Consider the following 26,322-nt stretch of genomic DNA (forward strand, 5'->3'; position numbering starts at 1 on the left):
GCCCGCGCACAACCTTTCACAAAGCGCTTTGTTCCCCAAGCGCTTTTCCCGGGAGGCGATGTGGAGACTAGCGGGTCACCAGTTCCGGCCCCATCAGCCCGTAGGGCAGCCAGGTCGACAGCACCGGCACATAGGTCACCAGGATCAGGAACAGGAACAGCACCGCAACGAACGGCAGGGCGGCACGCACCACCTGCACCAGACTCATCCCGGTGATCCCGGATGTCACGAACAGGTTGAGCCCGATCGGCGGCGTGATCATGCCGATTTCCATGTTCACCACCATGATGATGCCGAGATGCACCGGATCGACGCCCAGTTCCATGGCGATCGGAAAGATCACCGGCGCGACGATCAGCAACAGGCCTGACGGCTCCATGAACTGCCCGCCGATCAGCAGCAAGACATTCACCGCGATCAGAAAGGTGAACCAGTTGAAGCCGTAATCGAGCATCACCGTGGTGATCGCGTCGGGAATGCGTTCGGCGGTCAGCGTATGAGCGAAAAGCAAGGCATTGACGATGATGAACATCAACATGATCGTCGTTTTCGAAGCATCGACCATCACCTTGCGGGTATCTTCGTTGAAGAAGGCGCGGCCGGAATTGCGCCCCATCAGGCTGAGATTGCGCCCCCACACCGGCAGACCGGCGATCAGTGCGCCGGGTATGCTGCCCACGCCGCCGCCACGCCACGTCGCATAGGCCAGTCCGGCGAGAATGGCCAAAAGACCGCCCAGCTGTGAGCGCCCGGCCAGGGTGACTCCCTCCCAATCGGCGGTCAGGAAAAAGCTCAGGATCATCCACACGAAGAAGAAGGCGAGCGCATAGACCGTGGCCGAAAAGCCCACGCGGGCGGCGCGGCTGTCAGTGTCTGCCACCCAGTGCACGCCTTTCATCGGACCCATGTCGCGATAGACGAACAGGGCGACCAGAAACGAATAGACGGCTGCCACCGCCGCCGCTTCGGTCGGCGTGAAGACACCGCCATAAATCCCGCCGATGATGATGACGATCAGGAACAGCCCCCAGCCGGACTGCTTGCCGCCTTCGAGGAGTTCGGACACGCCGCGCCACGGCTCGGCCGGCAAATTCTTCCAGCGCGCCGCGATGTAGATGGCGACCATCAGCATCAGTCCGGCAACGATCCCCGGGATCACGCCGGCCAGAAACAGCCGACCGACCGACACATCGGTGGCCGCCGCGTAGACAACCATGACGATCGACGGCGGGATGAGAATGCCGAGCGTACCGGCATTGGCAATGATGCCGGCTGCGAATTCCTTCGTGTATCCGACCTGCCGCATGCCGGCGATGGCGATGGTGCCGATCGCCACCACGGTGGCCGGAGACGAGCCCGACAGCGCGGCAAACAGCATGCAGGCCAGCACGCTGGCCATCGCCAGCCCGCCGCGGAAATGACCGACCGCAGCAATGGCAAAACGGATGATGCGCTTGGCAACGCCCCCTGTCGACATGAACGCCGAGGCGAGAACGAAAAACGGGATGGCCAGCAACGTATAGTTCTGCGAGGCGGTGAACAGCTGGATCGCCACCGAGGACATGGAATCATTGGAAAACAGCGCGATGAGCAGCACCGATGACAGTCCGAGCGACACGGCCACCGGGACGCCGAGAAACAGGAGGCCAATGACCATCACGAAGAGAAGGATCGGTTCCATCGCCATCAATCCTTCAGAAGGTCGCGGTTTTCGGCGACAAGTTCTTCGGCCTCGTGCCCCGCAATGACCATCTCGCGCTCACCGCGCCAGATCGCCACCATCGCCTGCAAGGCGCGGTAGCCGAACAGTCCCAGGCCGACCGGCAGGATCAGATAGGCAATCCAGCGCTGCACCCGCTCTCTGAGGCCGAACGTCTCCTGCATCCATTCCGGCCAGCGCAGGTCATCCAGCCCGATCCCGACCTTGAACATGGTCTGCCAGTAGGCGATGGCGCCGCCCTTCGTATCGATACCGAAGACAGCCAGCCAGCCCGACCACAGAAGAATGGCCGCATACAGAAAGGCACAGAACGCGCCGAAGATCGCCAGGCCGCGAAACAGCCGCGGCGGCAGCAGGCGCAGCACGGCATCGACGCCCAGATGCATGCCCTGTTTCAAGCCATAGCTCATGCCGAACAGGATCATCCAGGCAAACAGGATGCGGGTGAATTCAAGCGCCCCGCCCCAGCCGCTGTTGAAACCGTAGCGGGCGATCACCTGCGAGAACGACACCAGTGTGATCAGCGCCAGGAGGATGGCGAGGACGTTCTCCTCGAACCGCGTCACCCCACGCGGCCAGCGGCGTTCCGCCAGATGCACAATGGCGATCACGATCAGGACGCCCACAAGGGGCCAGAGACTGGTCATGTATTCCCCCTCCGCCGGATCGGCGCATGCGCGCGCCGCCCATGCCCCTCAAAAAGCCGCGCCCGGATGGTGCCGGGCGCGGCCTGTTCCAATCAGCTGCCGTTGGACGAGGCTGCCGCGTCGATCAGGTCCTTGCCGATATCACCTTCAAACTGTTCCCAAACCGGCTTCATGGTCGAGACCCATTCCTGCCGCTGTTCCGGCGACAACTCACGGATTTCGCCGCCCGCCTTGAGGATGTTCTCGCGATTCTCGGCTTCCTTTGCCGCCACATTGCCGTTGGCTTCGGCAGTAACTTCCTCGACCAGTGTGAGGAACTGCTCGCGCACATCATCATCCAGACCGTTGAGCCACTCCGTCGATGTCACGAGGAGATAGGCCAGCACCTGGTGGTTGGTCTCGGTGATACCGTCCTGCACCTCGAAAAACTTCTGCGTGTAGATGTTCGACCAGGTGTTCTCCTGTCCATCGACAACCCCCGTCTGCAGGGCTCCGTAGACTTCCTTGAAGGCAAGCTTCTGCGCCGATGCGCCCATTGCTTCGATCATCGCCACGGCGACGTCGGAGGTCTGCACGCGGAACTTCAGCCCATCCGCGTCGGACGGCACCATCAGCGGCTTGTTGGCCGAAAACTGCTTCAATCCCGACAGCCAGTAGCCGAGGCCGGTATATCCGACATCTTCCATCACCGTCAGCAGCCCCTTGCCCTGCTCGCTGGCCGTAAAGGTGTCGACCGATTGCAGGCTGGAGAAGAGAAACGGCAGGTCGAACAGTCGGTATTTCAGCGTGTAAGCTTCGAACTTCGACAGCGAAGGCGCCGCCAGTTGCAGATCCCCGATCAACAGGGCCTCAAGCGCCTTATCATCGTCGAACAGGGTCGAGTTGGGAAAGACCTCCATGCAGGCCTTGCCATTCATCTCCTCATTGACGCGGTCCGCCAGCATCGTCGCCGCATCACCCTTCGGATGGCCCGATCCGGCGACCACATGGCTGAATTTGATCACGGTCTCACCGTCGTCACACTGCGCCTGAGCCGCTTGCGCGGAAATCATCAGAGCCGCGGCAGACACCGCACCCAAAAGCATTTTCTTCATGTCATTTTCCTCCACTGCCGGCCCCGCGGGCCGGTGAACCCAAGCTTCTTGCTCCCAAGAACCTCATCGACGCCGTGCAATATGCGTGCCAGACCGCATCTTTGTGCCGAAAGGGCGGAAAACCCCGGCTTTTCGGCATTGCGGAACGCGCCGCCCCCTCATCTGCAATCCGGCTACCGGCAGGAATCCACCCATGTGGCATCCCTTGATGTGTCAGTTTCTACCCACCCGGGTCACCGGCCTCGGCCTCGGCCTCGGCGCTGATATCGAGTTTGCGCATCTTGTCGTAAAGCCCCTTGCGGGAAATCTGCAGCGCTTCATAGGTCGGCTTCAACGCCCCGCCATGGCGGGCCAGTTCCGCGACGATCACCGAGCGTTCGAATGCTTCCATCTTGTCCGAAAGGCTGCCCCCGGATGGGCTCGCTTCGCCGTTCACCGCGGTTTCCGCGCCACCCGGCCACATGCCGAGCACGAAGCGATCAGCGACGTTGCGCAGTTCACGCACATTGCCTGGCCAGTCATGCGCCAGAAGCTCGGCTTCAAGCGCCGGCGGAATCTCGGGGATTTCTCTTCGGTAGCGGGCACGCGCCTCGCGCGCCAACTGGAAGAACAGCATCGGGATATCATCCTTGCGCTCACGCAATGCGGGGATTTTCAAGGTGATCACGTTCAGCCGATAGTAGAGATCGCTGCGAAAGCGCGCCGGGTCAGCCGCCAGGTCGGATTTCGTGGCCGCCACGAAACGCACATTCAGGGCCACCTGCCGATTGGAGCCCAGCCGCTCGATGCTGCGCGTCTCGATGGCGCGCAGCAGCTTGGCCTGCAGATCAACCGGCATCGATTCGATCTCGTCAAGAAACACCGTGCCGCCGCTGGCGTGTTCCAGCTTGCCGATGCGCAGTTTCTGGGCGCCGCTGAAGGCCCCCGCCTCGTGACCGAAGAGCTCGGATTCAAAGATCTCTGCCGGAATGGCGGCACAGTTGATTGCAACGAAATTGCCCTTCGATCGTGTCGAAAAGTCATGCAGTGCCCGGGCCGCCACATCCTTGCCGGTCCCGGTCTCCGCCTCGATCAACACGTCGGCATCCGTATCCGCAAGCGCCAGGATCTGGGCGCGCAGATGCTGGATCGCCGGATTGCGCCCGACGAGGCGTGCCGAGAGGGCATCACCGCCTTCCAGCGCATTGCGCAGGATGCGGTTTTCAAGAACCAGCCGGCGCTTCTCGATGGCGCGCTCAACCACCGAGAACAGCCGATTGGCTGCGAACGGCTTCTCGATGAAATCATAAGCGCCGCTGCGCATCGCCTCGACCGCCATCTGCACATCGCCGTGTCCGGTAATCAGGATCACCGGCATTGTCGGGTCGACGGCCAGCACCGATTTCAACACCGCCATGCCGTCGCGTCCCGGCATGCGGATATCGCACACGATCACACCATACAGATCGCGCAGCGGCAGATCATCGATGACTGATGCATCGGCATGCGCAACAACGCTCAAGCCTTCAAGTTCAAGCGATTGGGTCAGGGCGTGGCGCAGATCGGCATCGTCATCCACCAGGTGAACAATGCGGTCTTCCTGGCGCAGCGCCGACATGTGTCGCATTCTGTTCCTCCCCGAAACCGACCGGCACCGCCTGCACCCTGCCGCTTCATTCACGTCCCGAACTCAGACCAAGACCTTCTCGCGCGCCTCAGCATCCCCGCCGGCGTCCTTGCCAGTACCGTCGCCAGTTGCCGCGTCGATCAGGTCGATCGTGAAGATGGCCCCGCCCTCATCGCGGTTGTGCACGGTGATGGTGCCGCCAAAGTCGCGCAGGATGTTGTCAACGATCGACAAGCCGATGCCAATCCCCTCGCCCGGTCCTTTCGTCGTATAAAAGGGATCGAACACACGCTGCAGATCGGCGGAGACGATCCCCGGTCCATTGTCGCTGACAGTGACCTCGACACGGCCGTCGCGCCGCCGGGCTGAGATCCTGACCCAGCCGTCTTCGCGCGTCGCCATCGCATCAACGGCATTGTTGACGAGGTTGACGAACACCTGACCAAGCCGCACCCGGCCGCCGCACACATGCAGATCGGTCAGTTTCTCATCGACAAAAATATCCACACCGGCCGCCCGCGCCCGCGGTCGCGCCAGAAGCAGCGCTTCCTCGATCACCGGTCGCAGCGGCACCGGGCCGATCGTCTGGCCCGGCTTGCGGGCGAACGAAAGCAACGTGCGCGACAGCTCCGCCATCCGATCGACCAGCGCGTTGATGCGGCCGAGATTGTCGCGTGCAGGGCCGGCCTTGCCGAGATCGAGAAAGCGTTGGCCGGTCTCCGAGTAGGAGCGAATGGCCGCCAGTGGCTGGTTGAACTCGTGACTGATGGCGGCCGACATCTGCCCGAGCGCCGCCAGCTTCGCCGATTGCACCAGCTCCGATTGTGCAGCGCGCAGCCGTTCTTCGGCCCGGCGGCGCACCTCGACCTCGTGCGACAGAGAGGTGTTGCTGCGCGACAATTCGCGCGTCCTGTCACGCACCTTGCGTTCGAGGCGCAGGGCTGTCGCCCGGTCGGCGCGATGGCGGATCATGGCGTCCTCACCGCGCCGCAGCAGGATCAACGCCACCAGTCCGAACAGCAGGCAGGCAAGCGTGGCAATCGCCCCGAAAGCGACCCGCGCCACAGTGATCGGCCGTGGGTCGGCAAGCACATGCAACTGCCAGCCGAGCACCGGAAGGTGGCGCGTCAGATCGATTTTGTCGCCGCGTTGCCGGTCCGCGTTCAACCGCAGATATCCGCCGCTGCCCGCGCGGAGCGCATCGACCTGTTGCAAGCGCCAATCGTCGACATTGGCCAAGACGACGGTACCCTGCGCATCGGTCACGAAAATCGGTTTGTTGGACAGCGCCCACGCCGTCTCCACCCGAAAGAAATCGACATAGACGACGACAATGCCGACCAGCTTGTTGTTGCGGCGCACGCCCGAGGAGAAAGCATAGCTGCGCCGCTGCGGATCCAGCCACAGCATCGCCCGCCCCAGCCGCCCCTGCGCGGCCTCGGTAATCAATCCGGAAAGCCCTGTGCGTTGCGCCACAAAGTCGCTGCGCGCATGGCCGAGCAGCCGGCCATCGGGAAAGAAGAAGGCAACATCGAGCGCCGCCGACATGCCGGTCAGCCAGTGCGCCATGCGCCGCGCCGCCAGTTCCTGCGGATTGTCCTGTGCATCAAGAACAAACAGGGACGCCACCGACGACTGGCGCGCCAGCAGCGGCGCCATCAGGCGGTATTTGTCCAGCACGCCCGTCAGGGTCTCGCGCTGCACCGCCAATGTTTCGCCGGCTTCCTGCCGGATCGCCGTCTCGGCCCTGTCCGCCGCCAACTTGACCGTCAAGCCGACAATCAGCGCCGAGGCCACCACCCAGACGATGAACAGGAGGGATCGAGCCTTGCGAAACCGGCTTTCAATGCGGACGCGCGATTGCATCGGCGAAGCTTAGCGGCTTTCCCCGCCGCGTAAACCCGGAACGCGCCGATGCCGTCATCCCGCCGCACGATCGCAAGCGGTCCGTCAGCGCTTGGCTGAGGACACCGTGGCCTCGATATGCTCGATCAGTGCTTCCGGCAGCGCCAGTCGCCCGGCCAGCAGGTCGAGAAAGCCGCGCTCGGCGCGGGTGTCCGGCTCGATGGCCAGCCGCGCTGCAGTGTACATTTCCACTTTCTCCGCATCGCTGTTCGCCTCGGCGATCAGCGCGTCGAGATCGACCGGCCGGCTGAGTTCACTGTCCAGGAAGGTAATGGCCTCGCTTCCGAGCCCGGCTGTCGCCAACTTGTCGCGGATGCGCTGCCGCTCGCTGTCGTCGATATGTCCATCGGCGCGCGCCGCACCAATCATCACGCGCACCAGGGCCAGCGCAAATGGCGTGGCGAGCTGGCCCGAGTCCGCCGCAAACCCCGAATTCAGGGGCGGTGGCTCGGTGGCATTTTGCGTCCGGCTCTCGACCGCTGCCTCCGAGGGCGCCTTGCCGGCCTGGTAATTCTGCCAGGCCCGGTAGCCGAGCCCCGCCACGGCTGCCAGACCGCCGATTTTCAGCGCCGAACCCGTCAGGCTGCGCCCCGCTCCGGTGCCAAGCAGCACTGCCGCCAGAAGACCGGTGGCCAGCGGATTGTCCTTGGCCATCTGGCCGGCCTTTTCCGCCGAGCTGCTGACCGTCTGCTCGGTGCCCGGCACCTTAGAGCCGAGAAACTGGTCGAGAATGGTTTTTGGATCGATCATTCAGATGCTCCTCAGTCCAGGGGAAGTCGGCGTTTCGATTGCAGATGGGCACGCTGGCCGCCGGTTGCAAACCGGAATGTGTCGGCTGGGGCACTATTTGTCGGTCGCGGAGACCTAATCAGCCAGAGCGCTGGCTTCTCGTGCCAGTTGCTCGATGCCGCTCCAGTCGCCGGCCTCGACCATCTCCGTAGGCGCCACCCATGAGCCACCGACGCAGATGACATTCGGCAGCGCCAGGTAATCCTTCGCCTTCGCCAGCGTGATTCCACCGGTCGGGCAGAACAACGTGCCGGCCAGCGGCGATGACAGCGATTTGAGATAGGCTGCGCCACCAGCCTGCTCGGCCGGGAAGAATTTCATCACGCTGTAGCCTTCTTCGCGCAGGCTCATCACCTCGCTTGCTGTTGCCGCGCCGGGCAACATCGGCACCTTTGACTTGCGCGCCGCCTGCAGCAGTTCCAGCGTCGTGCCCGGGGAGACGACGAACTGCGCCCCGGCATCCTCGCAGTCCTTGTAATCCGATCGCGTCAGCACCGTTCCAGCGCCGACGACCGCGCCTTCGACCCGCTCGGCCACGGCGCGGATCGCCGCAAGCGCGACCGGCGTTCGCAAGGTGATCTCGATCGCTTTCAACCCGCCCGCGACCAGTGCCCTGGCCAGCGGCACAGCCGCTTCCAGGTCGTCGATGACAAGCACCGGCACCACCGGCTGCAGTTTCAGAATAGCGCGAAGCTCGGCGGTCTTGTCAGCCATTGCGACTGTCCTTTCGGGCCTTTTGTCTTGCGCTTTCGAATAGCCGCTCGCCTCGCCCTTGTCCATCGCCCCGCGCCGCGGGCACCGCGTGAGCGGGCAGGAACTGCCTCAGCGGGCTTGTCTGGTCGATTGCCAGTCTGACGAAGACAGGCTATTGCGCAAAGCAATGAGTGACAAACCTTTAAACCCTGAATCCACGCCGCCGGTCGTCGTCGCAGCGCTGTATCATTTCGCCCCGCTCGATGATCATGCCGCCCTGCAGGCACCGCTTCTGAAGGTGTGCACGGACAACGCCGTCCGTGGGTCGCTGCTCCTTGCCGCCGAAGGCATCAACGGCACCATTGCCGGCGCCCGCACCGGTATAGACAAGGTGCTGTCGCATATCCGCACCATCCCAGGTCTCGCTGAACTCGACCACAAGGAAAGTCATGCCGCGACACCACCCTTCCGCCGCATGAAGGTGAGGCTCAAGAAGGAAATCGTCACTATGGGTGTTGCGGGCATCGATCCTCTCCAGGCGGCCGGCACCTATGTCGACCCGCACGACTGGAACGCACTGATTGCCGATCCGGACACGCTGGTAATCGACACGCGCAATGCATACGAGGTCGAGCTCGGCACCTTTCGTCGCGCCATCAACCCGCAGACCGAAACCTTTCGCGAGTTTCCCGCCCGGATTGCCAACTCGGACCTGCTTGGCGCCCCCGAACAGCTCGCCGGCAAGAAGATCGCGATGTTCTGCACCGGCGGCATTCGCTGTGAAAAAGCCACGGCCTTTCTCCGCCAACAGGGCCACGACAACGTCTTCCATCTCAAGGGCGGCATTTTGAAATATCTCGAGGAGATCCCCGCCGAAGACAGCCTGTGGGAGGGGAACTGCTTCGTTTTTGACGAGCGCGTTTCCGTCGGCCATGGCCTCCAGATCGGCCCGGAAATCCTTTGTCGCGCCTGTCGAATGCCCGTCACGCCCGATCAGCGCAATTCTCCGCTTTACGAGGAGGGCGTCTCCTGCCTGCGCTGTTACCATCAGCGCAGCGCTGACGATCGGAAGCGCTATCGCGCCCGGCATCGGCAGATGCTCAGGGACGCGGCAAAGACCGCCGCGCCGGAAGAGGTGCGATGAGCATCCCGCGCCGTCACTGCCTGGTCATTGGCGGTGGTGTTGTCGGCGTGCACATTGCCGCTCTGCTGGCGGAAGCCGGTCATCAGGTCGATCTGTTCGACCCGGCCGGTATCGCCGAGAGGACCAGCCGCGGCAATGCGGCGGCGCTGGCTTTCACCGATATCATTCCGCTGGCGACGCCCGGAATTCTCTGGAAGGCGCCACGCTGGCTGATCGACCCGCTCGGGCCATTGTCAATCCGCCCGGCCTACCTGTTCAGGCTGGCGCCCTGGCTGCTTCGTTTCGCCCTCGCCAGTCGACCCGCCCGGGTGGAAGCCGCCACCATGGCCCAGGCGGAACTGATGCGCATTGCCGAGCACGAGACACTGACGCTGGCCGAGCGCGCCGGTATTGCCGCCATGATCCGCCACGATGGCTGCCTCGAACTCTACGAATCGGAGGATGAACTCGCCGCCAGCCAGCCTGGGTGGGACCGCAAGGCCGCTGCAGGGATTGCCTATACCCATCTGCGCGGCGCAGAACTTGCCGCCTTGCAGCCCGGATTGAGCCCAAGATTTGTTGCCGGAACCTTCGTGCCCGCCTGGAAAACTGTCACCGAGCCGCAGCATTACGCGCGCGCTGTCTGGGCATATGCTGAACGCCTCGGCGCCCGCCTCGACCGCTGCCGCGTCACCCGGCTCGACCTCAGGCGCGAGCGCCCTGCCGCACATCTGTCTGATGGCCGCCGCATTGAAGCGGACCGCATCATAGTTGCTGCCGGTGCCTGGTCGAAATCCGTCCTTACCGGCACCTCGGCCGCCGAGTTACCGCTCGACACCGAGCGCGGCTACAACACGACACTGCCATCCACGGCCTTCGATCTGAAGCGCCAGTTGATCTTCCCCGGGCATGGCTTTGTCATAACGCCACTCGAAAACGGCATCCGCGTCGGCGGCGCCGTCGAATTTGCCGGACTGAAGGCACGGCCCAACTTCGACCGCGCCACGGCCATGCTCGACAAGGCGCGCCAGTTCCTGCCCGGCCTCGATCCCGCCAATGGCCGCCAGTGGATGGGGTATCGCCCGTCCCTGCCGGACACGCTGCCGGTGCTGGGTCGCCTGAAGGAACACCGCGATGTGATTCTCGCCTTCGGCAATGGCCATCTCGGCTTGACCCAGGCCGCCGCCATGGGTCGTCTCGTCACTGACATTGTCAGTGACCAGCCGCCGCCGCTCGACCTCGCTCCGTTCCGGCCGGACCGGTTCTGAGCCTGCGGCGCGCAAGCATAGCCGGCGCCATGCTCAAGACTGCGGCAATTGCTCGACGAAGGCGCGAATGATCTCCGACAGCTCCACCGGCTTTTCAACGCAGGGCAAATGCGCCGCTCCGGGGATCGGCTGATAACGCGCCCCGGGAATGAGCTTGGCCATGCCGCCGACCTGCTCGGGCGGTGTCGAGCCGTCCTCCGCACCGACCACGCAAATCGCTGGTTTTGCGAGCCCTGCCGCAATCGCCGTGAAGTCGGTATCGCGTATGGCTTCGCAGGTGCCGAGATAGCCGGGCACGGGGCAGCGTTCCAGCATCATTCGATAGCCGGTGAACTCGGCATTGTCGGCGCGGCGAAACTCCTTGGTGAACCAACGCTCCAAAATGGTGTCCGACAGCGCCGCCATGCCGCCTTCGGCAATCGCCGCGATGCGCGCATCCCACATGTCCTCGGTGCCGATGCGCGGCGCGGTATCGCACAGGATCAGGGCACGCACGAGATCCGGACGCCTCTCGGACAATCCAAGCGCGATCTGGCCGCCGACTGACAAGCCGCAGAGAATGACATCCTTGGCGCCGTAATGATCGATCACTGCCGCCAGGTCGGCGACATGGTCATCCATCTTCAGGCTGGCGCCGGTCTCCGACAGGCCGTGCCCCCGCTTGTCATATGTGATCAGCCCGTATTCACCCGCCAGCCGGATGATCACATCACGCCAGATGCGGAAATCGGTGCCAAGTGCATTGATGAATACTACTGTCGGGCGGTCCGGCTTGGCGCCGATGACCTGGTGGTGCAGCGTGACGCCGTTCAGGCTTGCGAATTGCATTGCGACCTCCTTGGGCACTGAGCTGGTCTCTGGCGGCACTCCGGGATGCGCCGCGACTTCCGCCCCGCTATAACCGCCACCAACGCGCTTGCCCATCCCCTCACCGGCTCCGGCCGCCCACGAGGCCTCGGCCCGATACTTGACGTGCGCAGGGCAATATGGCCTAACGCGCACCAAATTCCCGGATGCCGGTCAGACGCGTGATACGGCACCGCCGCAACGGCCGCGCACGTCAGGCGGCCGCAGAAAATCGAGCGACGATCGCAATGACAGACATCATCCCACGGGTGCGCATCGCCCCCTCCCCGACGGGCGAGCCACATGTCGGCACCGCCTATATCGCCCTGTTCAATTATCTCTTCGCCAAGAAGCATGGCGGCCGGTTCATCCTGCGCATCGAGGACACGGACGCCAGCCGCTCGACCCGCGAATACGAGACCAAGGTGCTCGATGCGCTGCGCTGGTGCGGCCTGGAATGGGACGAGGGACCGGACAAGGGCGGCGAATACGGGCCTTACCGGCAGTCCGAACGCAAGGACATCTACCGCCCCTTCGTGGATCGCATCGTCGACAATGGCCACGGCTTTGCCTGTTTCTGCACACCGCAGCGCCTCGACGAGATGCGCGCCGCCCAGCGCGCCGCCGGCCAACCGCCGAAATATGACGGCCACTGCCTGCATTTGGCGGCCGAAGAAGTCAAAAGCCGCATTGCCGCCGGTGAACCGCATGTCGTGCGCATGAAGATCCCTTCCGAGGGCAGCTGCAAATTCACCGACGCCGTTTACGGCGAGGTCGAGATCCCGTGGGACGCCGTCGACATGCAGGTGCTCTTGAAGGCGGATGGCATGCCGACCTATCACATGGCCAATGTCGTCGACGACCATCTGATGCGCATCACGCATGTGGCGCGTGGCGAGGAATGGCTGGCTTCGGTCCCCAAGCACATTCTCATCTACCGCTATCTCGGCCTCGAGCCGCCGGTGTTCATGCATCTTTCGCTGATGAAGAATGCCGACAAGTCAAAACTGTCGAAGCGCAAGAATCCGACGTCCATTCCATATTACGCCGGCCTCGGATACCTGCCCGAGGCGCTGATGAATTTCCTCGGCCTGTTCTTCATCCAGATCGCCGAAGGCGAGGAACTACTGTCGATGGACGATCTGATCGCCCGGTTCGACACCGACAATCTGTCGAGAGCCGGAGCCATATTCGACATCCAGAAGCTCGACTGGCTCAACGGTCGCTGGCTGCGCGAAAACCTTTCCGAAGAGGAGTTTCTCGCCCGCGTGCGCCAGTGGGCCCTGCAGGGCGACCGGCTTACCGAGGGACTGCGTCTCGCCCAGAGCCGCATTCAGACGTTCGGCGAACTGCCCGATCTGATCGGTTTTCTGCTGAAATCCGACCTCAAACTGACCGCGGCGCATTTCGACCGGCTCAAACCCAAGCCCGCCGACTGCCTGGCGATCATCAAGGAGGTCGCCCCGGCGCTCGAGACCCTGCCCGATTGGACCGCGGAAGCGATCGAGGCCGAACTGCGCGCCATCTCCGAGCGCATGGACAAGAAGCTGCGCCTCTTCCTGCCGCCTCTGTTTGTCGCCGTCAGTGGCTCGGCGCGATCGCTGCCCCTGTTTGATTCCATGGCACTGCTGGGCCGCGCCGCGGTACGCCAGCGCCTGAAAACGGCGCGTGAGGTGCTGCAAGCGTCGATCGAAGCCTGACCCTTTTAGACCGAGCGGATAACCAGATGACCCAGAAGCAGCCCGAGACCGGCCTGTCCTCCAACGCCACCGAAGTGCGCATGCAAAAGCTCGAGCAGTTGCGCGAGAAGCTTGAAACTGTTTATCCGGCGCACTTCCACCGCACCATCACCAACCGCGAACTGGCGGAAAAATATGAGGGCCTGGAGGCCGACAGCGAAAGCGGCGACATCGTCACCGTCGCCGGACGCGTGTTTTCATCCCGCAATTCCGGCATGTTCATGGATCTGCACGATGCCTCCGGCAAGATCCAGATCTTCACCCACAAGGACTATGCCGACGAGGACGCCCGCGATCTTCTGGCGTTGATCGACATCGGCGACATCATCGGCGTCACCGGGATGGTGCGTCGCACCAAGCGCGGCGAGCTGACCGTCAACACCCACCAGATCACCATGCTGACCAAGTCGCTGTTGCCGATGCCGGAAAAGTGGCATGGCCTGGCCGATATCGAACAGCGCTATCGGCGCCGCCATCTCGACATCATGACCAACGAGGATTCCAAGCGTCGCTTTCAGCAACGCTCGCAGATCATCTCCGGCATCCGCCGCTTCATGGAGAGCGAGGCCTTCATGGAGGTCGAAACGCCCATGCTGCATACGGTCTATGGCGGCGCCACGGCGGACCCCTTCCGCACGCATCACAACACCTTGAAACTCGACATGTTCCTGCGTATCGCCCCGGAGCTCTATCTCAAGCGGGCGCTGGTCTCAGGCCTTGCCGACAAGGTCTTCGAGATCAACCGCAATTTCCGCAACGAGGGTGTGTCGACGCGCCACAATCCCGAATTCACGATGATGGAGTGCTACTGGGCCTACGCCGACTACGAGGACATCATGGGCCTCGTCGAACGGCTGTTTGAAAGCCTGGCGCTGGCCATCCACGGCGCAACCGAATTCTCCTATGGCGAGACGCAAATCTCCTTCAAGGGACCGTTTCGCCGCGTGCCGATGCCCGACGCCGTCAAGGAGGCGACCGGCATCGATTTTCGTGCCATCGGGAGCGACGAGGACGCACGCGCGGCAACCCGCGCCGCCGGATTCACGATCGAGGATGACTGGACCTGGGGCGAATGCCTGGCTTTCGTTTTCGAAGAAAAGATCGAGCCGACGCTCATCGAACCGGCGCATGTCACCCATTTCCCGAAGGATATTTCGCCTTTCGCCAAGGAAGTGCCGGGTGAGCCGCGTCTCGTCGAGCGCTTCGAGACCTATTGCAACAGCTGGGAGATCGGCAACGCCTTCTCCGAACTCAACGATCCCGTCGAACAGCGCGCCCGGATGGTTGAGCAGCTCGAACAGGCGCATGGCCGCGGCGAAAGCGCCAAGCAACTCGATGAGGATTTCCTCGATGCCATCGACCAGGGCATGCCGCCGGCCGGCGGACTGGGCATCGGTGTCGACCGGCTGGTCATGCTATTGACCGACGCGCCATCGATCCGCGACGTCATTCTGTTTCCGGCGCGCAAATCGAAGGTTGAGTAGAAGCGGCGTGAATGCCGTGCAGCCAAGCCGGTAAGCGGCGTCTCAGTCGCTTGCGGCTGCAACCTTTTCCTCGCCGCAAGCATGAACAGTCTCGACCTCTTGCAACGCAGCCGCGATGGCCGGTTCATCGAGGCTGCGCCGCGGCCCGAAATAAAATCCCAGTTCGGTGGGCCGGGCATCGAGATATCGCACCTCCCAGACCCGGTCCGTCGCCCGTGTCCGGTTTGGATTGGCGGCATAGACGATCTCCGTGCCGATGGTCGGACCACGCAATTCGGCGCGGTTTTCCGGGCCGTTCAGCGCCACGAGCTGCAGCGTCACGAGATCGGGCTGTTCAACCTCTGCAAAGTGCTGAGCAAGCCGAAGGCCTGTCCGGATTCGATCTTCCGGAGAGGTCGACCCGGTGCGGATGATCGCAATCAGCCGCCGCTCGCCGCCGCGCGTGAACCGTGCCTCATGAACCGTTTCGCAATAGTCGATATCGGCTTGCGAAAAGGCTGCCTCGAACGGACCCTTGACGATCAGCGCCGCGGTGCCGGATGCCCCGAGAAGCATGAGGACGCCGCCGGTGATCAACACCAGCTTGCGCGACATGCGGAAGACAGCAAACAGTCGATACGTGGCCTTGGCCATGATCGGTACACCGGAATTAACTCAACAACTGACCAGTATGCCGAGAAGGCCTTTCGGTTGGGTTAAGCTGGCGGGCGAATGCGATGCGGCCGACATGGGCAAATTCGACACAGTGGCCGACCAACCTCCCGATCAGTCTTTTTTTGTCGGCTGCAACGCTTTCAATCCAAGCGCGCAGCGAGTAAGAGCACTGCCGTTGGAAACAGAGACGGCCTGCAATGATCAGCGAAATCGCCGAGCTTCTCACCCCCGTCTGGGGACCGATGAGACTCCTCAACTCGTCGTTCCTGCTTGCTGCGATGGGCGCTCTCGTTGCGGCGATGTCCGCCATGGTGCTGTTGCCGCTCTTGTGGAAATATCTGCCGACCGACCAGGGCCGCGCCCATGCTGTTGGCTCGGCGGCAAGTGTTGGCAAGCCCATGTCCGCCGGCATCATCATGATCGCCATCATCATTGTGTGTGCGATCATCTTTGTGCCGGCCGATGTCCGCATCTACGGCTCGCTCCTGCTCCTCGCCGCCGCATCCGCCCTCGGTTACATTGACGACAAGTCAGGCGGCCTCAGCGAACTGACGCTTGGCGCCTGCGACTTTCTGCTGGCCTGTGCTGCCGCGCTGCTGATCTTCGGGTTCGAGCCGGCCCGCGCCTGGCTTCCGTTCACCGCCGAGATCTTCGAGGTCCCGGCCTGGCTGCATATCCCCGTGGCGGTCGTCGTCATCTGGTTTTCGATCAATGCGCTCAACTGCAGCGATGGCGTCGACGGACTGTCCGGCACCCTGGCGCTGATTTCTATAGCGGTACTCGGACTGCTGTTCTACATCGCCGTCGGCAACATCGAGATGGCCCGCTATCTCCTGCTCCCCTTCGACGGCAACGGCTACAAATGGGCCATCCTCTCGTCGATCGCCTGCGGCTGCCTCGCCGGCTATTTATGGTACAATGTTCCACCCAGCAGCGTCATGATGGGCGACGCCGGGTCGCGACCGATCGGTCTGCTCATCGGTATACTCGTCATGGTCAGCGGCAACCCCTTCCTGATCATCGTGTGTGCCGGTCTGATCCTCGCCAATGGGGCCACCGGACTGTTCAAGGTCGCCATGCTTCGCTTCTTCAAGCTTCGCCTGTTCTCCGACATCCGCTTCCCGTTGCACGACCATGTGCGCAAGAATTATCAGTGGTCGAACAGTCAGGTTCTCGCGCGCTTTGCGATGGTGCATATGGCCATCACCTTGGCCCTGGTCTCGATGCTGTTGAAGGTGCGTTGAACAGTGACAGGCTGCGGCAACCCGGCTCGGCGCTTTTCTTCCGCGACAAACGGGCTGTGTGCGCTATTCTCTGGTTCAGGATTCGTTTTTTGAAGACAGCTCAGCAATTTCCAGGGACAACTCATGCGCGATAGTGATGACAAGACGAGCGCCGGAGGCCGGCCAGAAGACATTTCCCGGGTAGAATACGGGCTCACGCGGATGGTCCGTCTGCTTGAAGCGCTGGCGCGCCAACGCGATGATCCCCTCGACCGCGCGCACTATCTGATGCTGCGCCACCTGGAAAAGGGCCTGATCCGCATCGGTGACCTGTCGGAGGTTCTTGCCCTCGACGCGACCACCGTCACGCGTCAGGTGACCGCCATGGAGGAGCGCGGCCTCGTCGTGCGCCGGGTCAATGAACTCGACCGGCGCAGCGCGTTGGTTGAACGCACCGAAAAAGGCGCGGAACTGGTCGAAGATATGCGCAAGAGCCGCATTCAGCGCCTCGATGAACTGCTCGCTGACTGGCCCGAGCACGATGTTACCCTGTTCGCTGCAGCGCTCGAACGGTTTGACACTTACCTCTATGCCGAGTTGCGCGCCTACCGGGAAGGCACTGCCGGATAGACGAGCGCGCCAGGCCGGCTGGCAAAGAAAACCCGGCGTTTGCCGGTCTGCCGGACAGCGCAGCGGCGGCCAACCATGGATTTTGCAGATTGAAACGAGTAAAGCTGATGCACCAAGGGTATGCAGCGCGCCCCACCCGTTTGTGCAGATAGGCCGTTTCATACAGCACCCACCAGATCGCGGCCGGCGCCGGATCGCGTTAGAAACGAGCCGCCGAGTATGTTTCAGATTTTGTCAGGTGCCGATACGCAGTGCATTCGCAACCATCTTCGGCAGGAAACACGTGCCGCGCATGCTGCAGTGGACCGCATTTTCCCGCGTCAGCAGATCGTTACGCCCGTCGGTTATCTGCATTTCCTCAACGTCCATGCGTCCATCGTTCCTGCCGCGGAAGCCCATATCTGCGCCAGCGGTCATGCCGATGACCTGCCCGATCTGAAAAACCGTCTGCGCACCGATGCATTGCTGCACGACCGGCGTGCCATGGCGGGCGATGAGATAATCGCCGCCGAGGTGTCTTTTTTACATTCGCGGTCAGCCGTCGCCGGCCTATTATATGTTCTGGAAGGCTCCCGCCTCGGAAGCAAGATCATTGCTTCGTGGCTCTTTCGCCATGAACCGAAGTGCGACTTCCCGACTGCCTTCCTTGCCCATGGCGACAGGCAGAATTATTGGTCGTCCTATCTGGCCTGGCTCGAAGCGCAGGAGTGGTCGGCAACGGATCGCGCCGAGATGGCCGATGCGGCACTGGCTGTTTTTTCGGCCTATCTGACAGCCCACGAAAGGCAGCTCGCGCATGGTTGGTGAAGACCCGCATTCATTTCAGGTCGATCTGACCAATTGCGACCGCGAACCGATCCATCGTCTTGGCAGGGTGCAGGGATTCGGCTTTCTGATCGGCTTGTCGGCGGATTGGATCATCTCGCATGTCTCAGAGAACGCCGGAGCATTTACCGGTCTGGAGCCGCAAGCTCTGCTCGGCGAGCCGGCAACGCGGCTTTTGACCCCGGATGCCATTCACGCTTTGCGCAATCGGCTTCAACATGTGCGCCCGGGTGGTCATCCGGAAATCGTTCAGTCGCTGGTCGTCGAAAATGCTGTCTATGACGTCAGCATTCACGTTTCGAACGACACGATCATTCTGGAGTTCGAGCCGAACGACAAGCGCGATGACATCACCCGTCACATTTCCGACGTCCAGCAGGCCATCACCCGCATGTCCCGGCTGCCGACCATCGATGCAGTTCTGAAATTTTCCGTGCGCTTTGCGGCGGCCATATCGGGCTTCGACCGGGTCATGGCCTATGTCTTCCGGCCCGATTTGAGCGGCGAAGTCGTCGCCGAGGCAGCCGTGGCTGGTCTCGACCCTTTCCTCGGCCTGCGTTATCCGGCCAGCGACATCCCCGCGCAGGCGCGCGAATTGTATGTCCGCAATCCCGTGCGTTCGATCGCCGATGTATCCGAGGATGGTTACCGGATCCTCCCCGTTGCCAGCCGCCCGGATCAGATGCTGGATCTGTCAAATGCGGTGTTGCGCAGCGTCTCGCCAATGCATCTTGAATATCTGCGCAACATGGGGGTGGGCGCCTCCATGTCTGTGTCGCTGCTCATCAACGGCAAATTGTGGGGACTGCTGGCATTGCACAACGCCGATGCCCGGGCGCTCCCCCAGGCCCAGCGCAATGCCGTGTTGCTGTTCGGACAGATGCTCTCTCTGCTGATCGAAGGGCGGCTCGCGCAGGAAGACAACCGCTTCCAGGAGGAAGCCGCCGACCTGCTGAGCGCGGTCTCGCGCTCGGCAGCCTCGCGTGCCGGCGTCAACGAGATGATCATTGCGCGCGCCGAGTATGCGTTGAAGATCATGTCTGCGGATGGTCTTGCCGTGATCACCGCCGGCCATGTCGAGACCACCGGTACAACTCCCGATTCCGAAGCTTTGCGGCTGATCGCCAAACGCTTGAACACACTGCCATCAAGCCGCGTGCATGCGACCTCGGAGCTGCAATCGCTTGTCCCTGAGGCCGAAACTTTCGCCGAACGCGGCGCCGGCATGCTCGCTATTCCGATTTCGAAATCGCCGCGGGATTACATCCTGTTCTTTCGCCGCGAGATCAAGAAGACGATCTCATGGGCCGGCAATCCGGAAAAGCCGGTCATCGCCAGCGGCCCCAATGGAGCGCGGCTGACACCGCGTGCCAGTTTCGAGGTCTACAAGACCACCGTAAAGGGACAGAGTGAGGAGTGGTCGCCCTCGCAGATTCGCGCAGCCGAGCAGTTTCGCATCACCGTATTGGAGGTTGTCCTGCGGCTGGCCGACGAAGCTGCGGAAGAACGCCGGCGTGCGAGCGAGAAACAGGAACTGCTGATTGCCGAGTTGAATCACCGGGTGCGCAACATCCTCAATCTGGTGCGCAGCCTGATCGCCCAGACCAGTCCCGGCCAAATCGATACCGCCGAATTTGCCCGCGTGCTTGAAGCGCGAATTCAGGCCCTGTCGCGGGCCCATGACCAGATCACCCGCGAGAACTGGTCGCCGGCACCACTAAAACGTCTGATTGAGACTGAATCCGAGGGATATCTGCTCGACCGGGCCGACCGTCTGCTGATCAATGGCGACGACGTCATGTTGGCCCCGGCGGCCTATTCCAACCTGGCGCTGGTCATACACGAACTGATGACCAATTCGGCGAAATATGGCTCCCTGTCCGACCGCCGCGGTACGGTTGTGGTGCATCTCACCAGACGCAGTGATCAATCTCTGGACATCCACTGGTCGGAGAAGGGCGGACCGGTCGTCAAGGCGCCGACACGGCGCGGCTTCGGCACAACGATCATCGAAAGATCGATTCCCTATGAGCTCAACGGCACCGCCGACGTCGAGTACCGTATGGAGGGCGTGGTGGCGCGGTTCTGGATACCGGCGCCGCATATCAAAGGCACGCCAAAAGCGGCGCCCGAGACCAAGAGCTTGGCCGAGCCGTCCGACGCAGCGCTTGCGCTCGAAATGCCTGATCGTCTCTTGCTGCTTGAAGACAATCTCATCATTGCACTGGATGTCGAGGAAGTGCTCACCGACCTCGGGATCAAGAAGGTCACGGTTTGTGGCGAGGTCGCTTCGGCACTGGCGGCGGTCGATGAAGGCGTCGACTGCGCCATGCTCGACATCAATCTAGGCTCGGAGACGAGCTTTCCGGTTGCTGAAGCGTTGCTTGAGCGCGGAATCCCCTTTGTCTTCGCTTCCGGATATGGCGATGCGACCAGCCTTCCGGCTTCCCTGGCCGAAACGCCGATACTCAGCAAACCTTATGATCGGGAAGCCATCGTGCGCAGCATCCGTTCGGTTATGCCAGGCTCCGCGCCATCGCGCCCGCCGCAGTCTGATTGACGAGCTCGCGCGCCAGTTTGCCATAATCGACCGGCTTGCCGTAAATGCGTGCCGCCGTCGGTATGCGGTTGATCAATTCGGCGTGATCCCGGCCTGAAACCACGGCAAAGGGCCGCCCGCACTGGCTGAGTACGTCAGCAACTGGCACGCTGGTTTCGCCGCCGAGATCGAAATCCAGCAGCGCACAATCAATCCACGACGCAGCCAGGACGGCCAGCGCGGTGCGCGGATCATGCGCCACGAGACATTTGAATCCCTGCTCCTCGATGCTTTCGAGGGCATCCAGAGCGATGATCGGGTCGTCTTCGACCAGCAATACTGTCTGTTTTTGGGTCATGTTGATCATGCTCGGGTAACGGACCGCTTCCGATTAGGTTGCGCCAATGGCCGCATTTCCGGCCTTCAGAGTGGCAGTTTGCAGGATCGTGGTTAGCAACCGGTAAATTTCGCTCTTCGTGCATCTGAAAGGGAAATGGGCAGAAGCCGGGACGGCCCCCTGGGAACCCCGAGACCCCTTTACCGGTTAAGACCTGATCAGATCTGACGCGCTCCGGCGACGGTGGGATGACCGGGTGAGGATGCGGAAAAGGACCCTATGCCACAACGCCCTATCGATGCCGACCTGCAGGACGAACTCATCCGCCGTTTCGGGCTGGTACGGGGAGCGCTCGAAGATCTGACCATCGAACGACGGCGGCGCGGAAAAGGCTTCTCCTATCACCATGGGCAGCAACTGCTGCGGCGCGAGCGCGACATTGCTCGTATTGCTCAGTTGGCGATCCCGCCGGCCTGGTCGCAAGTGCGCATCGCACCGCTGCCCGAGCTACATTTGCAGGCGCTGGGCAAGAGTCCCACCGACCGGCTGCAATATCTCTATCACCCGCGTTGGAGCGACATTCGCGAAACCCTCAAATTCGAACGACTGAAGCGTTTCGCCAGCGCCTTGCCGGGCATCCGCCGGACGGTGCGCCGCGATCTGCGCGCCCGCACGCTGTCACCGGATTTCATGTGTGCAGCGGCGATCCGTCTGATTGATGAAACCAATATCCGGGTCGGCTCTTGGGTGCATAACGAGCAGACCGGCACCCGCGGAGCCACGACATTGCTCACCTCCGATATTGATGAGGGACCGGGCCGCAGCGTCGCCCTGAGCTTTCGTGCCAAGGGTGGAAAGGAGGCCGAACGCCAGATCGATGACAACACGCTGGCACGCATCCTGCACAAGCTCGCCGACTTGCCCGGCCGTTATCTGTTTGACGTCACGCTCGATGGCGATCGCTTTCGCCTGACTGCCGGCCAGCTCAACGCCTATCTGCGTGCCGCCGGTGGCGCCGCCGTCAGCGCCAAGGACTTCCGCACCTTTGCTGCCTCGTCCCAGGCTCTTGCCGAACTGGCACCAATTGCGCCGCCAGCCAGCCAGCGCGCCCGCCAGCGGCAGATCATGGATGTTGCGCGCCAGGTCGCCGCCCGGCTCGGCAACACACCCGCCATGGCGAAGAACAGCTATATTCATCGCAGTATCCTCGAGCGGTGGGAGAAGGGGCAACTGTCCGAACGGCTTATACGGGGACGCCGCCGGGCAGAGCTGTCGCGCGAGGAAACCGCGCTCGCCCGCTTCCTGGACGAGTTCGACACCTAGCGACCTAGCCGCCGGTCATATCGCTCCGCGCCAAAAGACCGAAAGCGTGCAGCGCATAGGACGTGTCCACCCTCTGCATCTGGTTCAGTATCGTCGCCTCCCGCATCAACATGCTGCGAAAGTGATCCAGCGCCGCACCGCCGCTCAATTGCCCGGCTCCGGTATCCCCCAGCCAGACCACCACCACGCACAGGCCGCCGGGCTTGAGATCGTTTGTCACCCGGCCTGCCAGCGCCGCGATCTCTTCCTCGCTGAGAAAATACAGGATCTCGGAGAGCACGATCAGATCATAGGCCCCGGCCGGCCATTCAGCCGGAACTTCCGCACAACGCACGCTGGCATGAGGAAAGCGGGAAAGTCGGCTGGATGCGAGTTCCACGGCCCGCGGATTGAGATCGACAGCCACGAACTGGCTGCAGCGCTCTGCCAGCGCTTCCGAAAGAACACCGACCGAACAGCCGATTTCGATTCCAAGGTCAAACCGCCGCCCCGACAAGGCGGCAAGTGTTGCCGCATATTTTTCCTGCTCATACGAACTCTCTCCGAGATTCCACGGATCGTCGCTTGTCTGGTAAAGACGTGCCAGATGCTCCCGCCGGTTTCTCATGGGCGCGTCGCATCGCTGAATTCGCGTATGAAGATCTCGGGCGTTCCGATGAAATGCGCCTGCATCTCCCGTTCCATCACGAAGCCATCCGGGTCGTCATCGATCAGGTCGCTCATTTGCGTTCGATGCTGAGACAGCGCTTCGGACTTGCGCAGCTTGTGGCAGGTGCTGTCGAAGAGCCGCAATCGTGTTCTCTCGGGCAAGCTGCCACTGTCGATCTCGGTGTCGAAACGTCCCCAGATCGGATAGCTGAACCACAGGAGTTGGGGACAGTGACGGTGCAGCGCTGCAGCGATCTGCGCCGTCGCCGCATGATCGCAATGCGGATCTTTGCCCCAGCTGCTCCAGAGTGCGGTGATATGCCTCCGCCGGACCAGATCAGCCAGTTGCCCGGCCACCTCGGCGCGGGCCTGTGCCCTGGTCGGCGCCTGCGTATCTTCAAAGCCCAGCCACACCAATTCGCCACTGCCATCGGTCAGCACCGCGAGCGCTCGGCATGCCTCGCGGTACCGCTCGGCTGCCAGGCGTTTGGCCGGCCATCGGCGCGAAGCCCGGTGCGACCGGGAGCCATCCGTGACGACCACCACCGTTACAGTGCGGCCTGACGCCCGGGCCGCGGCAATCGCCGCGCCACAGCCGAGAGTTTCATCATCGGGATGCGGCGCCAGGACCAAGACGCCGCCGCGGCCCGTCAATTCGGCGATGCCGGCATGACGCGCAGCTTGTGCCGCATCCAGCAATGCGCCTTCGCACTTCACCATTGCTCTCCCATGGCGGTTGGCGTTTCGATGACGTGCCGTGCCGCCTTTTCGAGCTTGCCGTCGAGATTCGCCTGGCGAAGGAAAAAACCCAGATCACGCCGGATCCGTTCGATCGGATGGCCCGAGAAATGCGATGCAGTTCCCGTCAGCCTGTCGGCAATCGCCATGGCCTGGACGGCATTCTGCTCGAAGCTTTCACGCGCAAGCAGCCCGTATGCGACCGCCGCCTCGCCGGCATCTGCCCGCTCCACCAGCTGCGCAGCCTGCCGCGACCACAGGCGGGCGTTTTCGCATGCGATAGCGATCTGTGCGACGCGCGCCTGGTTCAGAACGCTGCCCGCCAGCCCCGGCTTTACTCGCACATGCTGACGAGCTGCCTCGCACAGCGCCTCAAGCCCGCCGAGTTGCACGGCCACATAGCGCCACACACCCCCTTCAAAATGCGGTTCCTGCAGATAGGCTCCGGGAGGACCGAGCAGCGCATCTTCAGTTATGGACAGCCCCGTGAAATCGTAGTCTCCAGACAGCGTGGCGCGCATTCCGTCGGTCTGCCATGCCGAAGGATCACCGCGGTCGGCATCGTCCACATCGATCATCAGCAACTGCAATGCCTCGTCCTCGTCACGCGCCGTCACCACGGCGCACCCGACACTGCCGAGGCCGGAAGCGAAGCGCTTGCCTCCCGTCAGGCGATAGGAGTCCGCTGCCGTCCTCACCAGCCGAACCGGTGCCGCCGCATCGGCCCCCCAGACACCGAACAGACCATGCCGCTGCGCCGCGAGAAAAGCACTGGCGCGCTGCGCTGCAGTGCCATAGAGCCCGATCAGCCGCACCGCGTTGAAATGCCCCTCAAGCAGACGTCCGAGCGAGAGATTGGCGCGCCCGACCTGGCGCAGGAAGTCGAACACGGCGTCGATATTCGCCTTTGGCGCTGCATCTTCGGCGCCCTTGGAAACTGGTACCGTTCGCTTATCGGTATGCGCGGACATCAGTCCGCCATAGATGATCGCCAGCTGAGCACCGCCCGCTGCCAGCAGCAACTTGACATCGGCCTCCAGCGTCGCCTCTCCCGCATCAGCTGCGCCGGCGCGTGCTGCTACGGCTTCAAGCGCCGCAGCAAGAGTATCCGGCACCCGCTGGGCCGGACCCGCCCCAGTCGCGCAATCCTCTTCACACCGAGTGGACCGGCCCTTCGACGCGACGTCAGCGTTCTGCGCACCCGGCTTTTGCTCATCGGCCATATCCGCCGTGTGATGGCCCTTCATCGGCTTGCTCCGGTGCGGCAGGTGAGAATCATGTCCTCAAGCATGTCCGCGGTAACCAATCTGGCGCCGGCAGAGCGCAGCCGCATCTCCAACCGCTGCAGCACGAAAAGTTCACGCGCCACCGTCCGCATCGTCAGGCGCGTGCGCTGCAGACGCGGGCTCAACGTCTCGACCCGATGCCAGAACGCACCGAATGGCTCCCGATCGAGGCGACCAACCGCCTGCGGGTCGATCCCCAGGGCAGGCAGGACAGTGCTGGCGACCGAGGCATTTGCACTGCGCCGCAGCCGGCCCCGCGCCCACAATCGCCTGATGGCGGTTTCCGCCGGTTCAAGATCCTGGTCGCAGATCGGATCACAATTGTGGATTCGCTCCCGCAGCGTGTCGGCCATTCCGCCTCTGGCCCGCCCGAAAAGGCGTTGCGAGGTTGCGACCCGGGGGGCCGCTGAAAACACCACCTTGCAATCGTGACGTTCGGCGGCACGCACGAAGGCGCGATCCTCGCTGCAGGCCAGCGGCGGCAATCCGCCGACCGCCTCGTATGCCTGACGGCGAAAAATCAGATTGGCGCCCCCGACGAAGTCATGCGCCGGCCGCGGATCATGTTCCCGGCGGTCAAGCAGCCGCGAAACTTCGAGTGTCAGCGGGCGATAAGCCAGTTCCGGCGCGCATTTTTCAGCCAGGCCAGCGGGCAGGCCCGCGCCATTGTCAGGCGGGCCGATGGCGCCGCAAACCACATCGGCGCGCCAAGCAATTTCCCGCAGCCCTTCGCGGATCCAATCGCAATCGACGACGCTGTCGGCATCCGTTGAAAAGAGCGCGGCGTCTTGCCGGGTCTGACCGAGGGCAAGATCAAGCGCCAGCCGGCGTGGTGGTCCGGCGCCCTTCTGATCCGGCTTCATCGTCACCTCGACGAGACGGTACGGCAAACCGGAGCGACCGAGCCAATCGATCGCGCGCGCCGCTGTCAGATCAGTTGAGTTGTTGACGACAAGCACCACGCCGATAGGGCGGCGGGCCTTGCGAATGCTGTTCCCGACGGCAGAGAGACACGCCAGAATGTGATTGGCCTCGTTGCGTGCCGGAATGGCCACCGCCGCCTGCCAGGCCGCCTGGTCGCAGCTGGTGTGCATCTGATGCAGCTCCGCGACGGAGCCGGCAGCCGCCACCTCGTCTCCCAGCCGTGCGAGCGGGTCGGGGCGAAGCCGCAGGTGATCCGTCGCGACAAGGGCCATCGTCATGAC

23 protein-coding genes are annotated in these 26,322 nt (G+C 62.8%); 9 read left to right on the plus strand and 14 right to left on the minus strand.

Going from position 1 to position 26,322, the window contains the following annotated elements; genetic code table 11:
- Positions 1 to 67: 67 nt before the first annotated feature.
- The 7 genes from KY465_RS03740 to KY465_RS03770 form a co-directional block, all read right to left on the minus strand.
- A complete protein-coding gene (locus tag KY465_RS03740) occupies positions 68 to 1,681 on the minus strand; it encodes a TRAP transporter large permease (RefSeq protein ID WP_219200036.1) in 1,614 nt (537 codons plus the stop codon).
- A 5-nt stretch (positions 1,682 to 1,686) separates the two neighbouring features.
- Entirely contained in the window at positions 1,687 to 2,367 is a 681-nt protein-coding gene (locus KY465_RS03745; protein ID WP_219200038.1) for a TRAP transporter small permease, read from the minus strand.
- 92 nt (positions 2,368 to 2,459) lie between these two features.
- Entirely contained in the window at positions 2,460 to 3,461 is a 1,002-nt protein-coding gene (locus tag KY465_RS03750) for a DctP family TRAP transporter solute-binding subunit (protein ID WP_219200040.1), read from the minus strand.
- A 220-nt stretch (positions 3,462 to 3,681) separates the two neighbouring features.
- Positions 3,682 to 5,067: a sigma-54-dependent transcriptional regulator gene (locus tag KY465_RS03755; protein WP_304650918.1), complete on the minus strand. Its 1,386-nt coding sequence runs from the start codon at positions 5,065 to 5,067 to the stop codon at positions 3,682 to 3,684.
- Positions 5,068 to 5,130: 63 nt separating this feature from the next.
- A complete protein-coding gene (locus tag KY465_RS03760) occupies positions 5,131 to 6,933 on the minus strand; it encodes a sensor histidine kinase (RefSeq protein ID WP_219200041.1) in 1,803 nt (600 codons plus the stop codon).
- Positions 6,934 to 7,017: 84 nt separating this feature from the next.
- Positions 7,018 to 7,722: a tellurite resistance TerB family protein gene (locus KY465_RS03765; protein WP_219200043.1), complete on the minus strand. Its 705-nt coding sequence runs from the start codon at positions 7,720 to 7,722 to the stop codon at positions 7,018 to 7,020.
- A gap of 114 nt (positions 7,723 to 7,836) precedes the next feature.
- Positions 7,837 to 8,475, minus strand: a complete 639-nt coding sequence (locus KY465_RS03770) for a 2-dehydro-3-deoxy-phosphogluconate aldolase (RefSeq protein WP_219200045.1) — start codon at positions 8,473 to 8,475, stop codon at positions 7,837 to 7,839.
- A 166-nt stretch (positions 8,476 to 8,641) separates the two neighbouring features.
- Between KY465_RS03770 and trhO the strand changes: the two genes are divergently transcribed.
- Positions 8,642 to 9,598: an oxygen-dependent tRNA uridine(34) hydroxylase TrhO gene (trhO, locus tag KY465_RS03775; RefSeq protein WP_219200047.1), complete on the plus strand. Its 957-nt coding sequence runs from the start codon at positions 8,642 to 8,644 to the stop codon at positions 9,596 to 9,598.
- Positions 9,595 to 10,845 carry an NAD(P)/FAD-dependent oxidoreductase gene (locus tag KY465_RS03780; protein WP_219200049.1) on the plus strand — a complete coding sequence of 417 codons (1,251 nt, stop codon included), beginning with the start codon at positions 9,595 to 9,597 and terminating at the stop codon, positions 10,843 to 10,845. Before trhO ends, KY465_RS03780 begins: the two co-directional genes overlap by 4 nt.
- Before the next feature lie 33 nt (positions 10,846 to 10,878).
- Here the strand turns inward: KY465_RS03780 and pcaD are convergent, their stop codons facing one another.
- Positions 10,879 to 11,673, minus strand: a complete 795-nt coding sequence (gene pcaD, locus KY465_RS03785; RefSeq protein WP_219200051.1) for a 3-oxoadipate enol-lactonase — start codon at positions 11,671 to 11,673, stop codon at positions 10,879 to 10,881.
- A gap of 266 nt (positions 11,674 to 11,939) precedes the next feature.
- Between pcaD and gltX the strand changes: the two genes are divergently transcribed.
- Both gltX and lysS read left to right on the plus strand, forming a co-directional pair.
- Positions 11,940 to 13,391 (plus strand): glutamate--tRNA ligase, encoded by a 1,452-nt coding sequence (gene gltX / locus KY465_RS03790; protein WP_219200052.1) that lies wholly within the window; start codon positions 11,940 to 11,942, stop codon positions 13,389 to 13,391.
- Between the two features lie 26 nt (positions 13,392 to 13,417).
- Positions 13,418 to 14,914 (plus strand): lysine--tRNA ligase, encoded by a 1,497-nt coding sequence (gene lysS / locus KY465_RS03795; protein WP_219200054.1) that lies wholly within the window; start codon positions 13,418 to 13,420, stop codon positions 14,912 to 14,914.
- Between the two features lie 42 nt (positions 14,915 to 14,956).
- Here lysS and KY465_RS03800 read toward each other — a convergent pair whose 3' ends face one another.
- Positions 14,957 to 15,547, minus strand: a complete 591-nt coding sequence (locus tag KY465_RS03800; RefSeq protein WP_219200056.1) for a hypothetical protein — start codon at positions 15,545 to 15,547, stop codon at positions 14,957 to 14,959.
- A gap of 218 nt (positions 15,548 to 15,765) precedes the next feature.
- On the opposite strand from KY465_RS03800, the gene KY465_RS03805 reads away from it, so the two are divergent.
- The 4 genes from KY465_RS03805 (at position 15,766) to KY465_RS03820 (ending at position 20,806) form a co-directional block, all read left to right on the plus strand.
- Complete coding sequence (locus KY465_RS03805) at positions 15,766 to 16,812, plus strand: MraY family glycosyltransferase (protein WP_219200058.1); 1,047 nt, start codon at positions 15,766 to 15,768, stop codon at positions 16,810 to 16,812.
- Positions 16,813 to 16,935: 123 nt separating this feature from the next.
- Entirely contained in the window at positions 16,936 to 17,421 is a 486-nt protein-coding gene (locus KY465_RS03810) for a MarR family winged helix-turn-helix transcriptional regulator (protein ID WP_219200060.1), read from the plus strand.
- A 219-nt stretch (positions 17,422 to 17,640) separates the two neighbouring features.
- Entirely contained in the window at positions 17,641 to 18,228 is a 588-nt protein-coding gene (locus tag KY465_RS03815; protein ID WP_219200062.1) for a biliverdin-producing heme oxygenase, read from the plus strand.
- Positions 18,218 to 20,806: an HWE histidine kinase domain-containing protein gene (locus tag KY465_RS03820; RefSeq protein ID WP_219200064.1), complete on the plus strand. Its 2,589-nt coding sequence runs from the start codon at positions 18,218 to 18,220 to the stop codon at positions 20,804 to 20,806. The genes KY465_RS03815 and KY465_RS03820 overlap by 11 nt, the downstream gene beginning before the upstream one ends.
- Here KY465_RS03820 and KY465_RS03825 read toward each other — a convergent pair.
- Positions 20,763 to 21,143 carry a response regulator gene (locus KY465_RS03825; protein WP_219200066.1) on the minus strand — a complete coding sequence of 127 codons (381 nt, stop codon included), beginning with the start codon at positions 21,141 to 21,143 and terminating at the stop codon, positions 20,763 to 20,765. The genes KY465_RS03820 and KY465_RS03825 overlap by 44 nt on opposite strands.
- A gap of 258 nt (positions 21,144 to 21,401) precedes the next feature.
- Between KY465_RS03825 and KY465_RS03830 the strand changes: the two genes are divergently transcribed.
- Positions 21,402 to 22,445, plus strand: coding sequence for a DNA topoisomerase IB (locus KY465_RS03830; protein WP_219200068.1), 1,044 nt, complete (start codon positions 21,402 to 21,404; stop codon positions 22,443 to 22,445).
- Positions 22,446 to 22,449: 4 nt separating this feature from the next.
- Here KY465_RS03830 and KY465_RS03835 read toward each other — a convergent pair whose 3' ends face one another.
- From KY465_RS03835 to KY465_RS03850, 4 genes are read right to left on the minus strand one after another with little or no spacing between them, the layout of a single operon-like run.
- On the minus strand, positions 22,450 to 23,052 hold the full coding sequence (locus KY465_RS03835) for an SAM-dependent methyltransferase (protein ID WP_219200070.1): 603 nt from the start codon (positions 23,050 to 23,052) through the stop codon (positions 22,450 to 22,452).
- Positions 23,049 to 23,810 (minus strand): PIG-L deacetylase family protein, encoded by a 762-nt coding sequence (locus KY465_RS03840; protein ID WP_219200072.1) that lies wholly within the window; start codon positions 23,808 to 23,810, stop codon positions 23,049 to 23,051. The genes KY465_RS03835 and KY465_RS03840 overlap by 4 nt, the downstream gene beginning before the upstream one ends.
- Positions 23,807 to 25,078 carry an acyl-CoA dehydrogenase family protein gene (locus tag KY465_RS03845; RefSeq protein ID WP_219200074.1) on the minus strand — a complete coding sequence of 424 codons (1,272 nt, stop codon included), beginning with the start codon at positions 25,076 to 25,078 and terminating at the stop codon, positions 23,807 to 23,809. The genes KY465_RS03840 and KY465_RS03845 overlap by 4 nt, the downstream gene beginning before the upstream one ends.
- The gene (locus KY465_RS03850; protein WP_219200075.1) at positions 25,075 to 26,319 is read right to left on the minus strand and encodes a glycosyltransferase family 2 protein; all 1,245 of its coding nucleotides are present in this window, start codon (positions 26,317 to 26,319) and stop codon (positions 25,075 to 25,077) included. The genes KY465_RS03845 and KY465_RS03850 overlap by 4 nt, the downstream gene beginning before the upstream one ends.
- Between the last annotated feature and the right edge of the window lie 3 nt (positions 26,320 to 26,322).

The organism is Neohoeflea coraliihabitans (assembly GCF_019334345.1).
Classification (GTDB): Bacteria; Pseudomonadota; Alphaproteobacteria; order Rhizobiales; family Rhizobiaceae; genus Pseudohoeflea; species Pseudohoeflea coraliihabitans.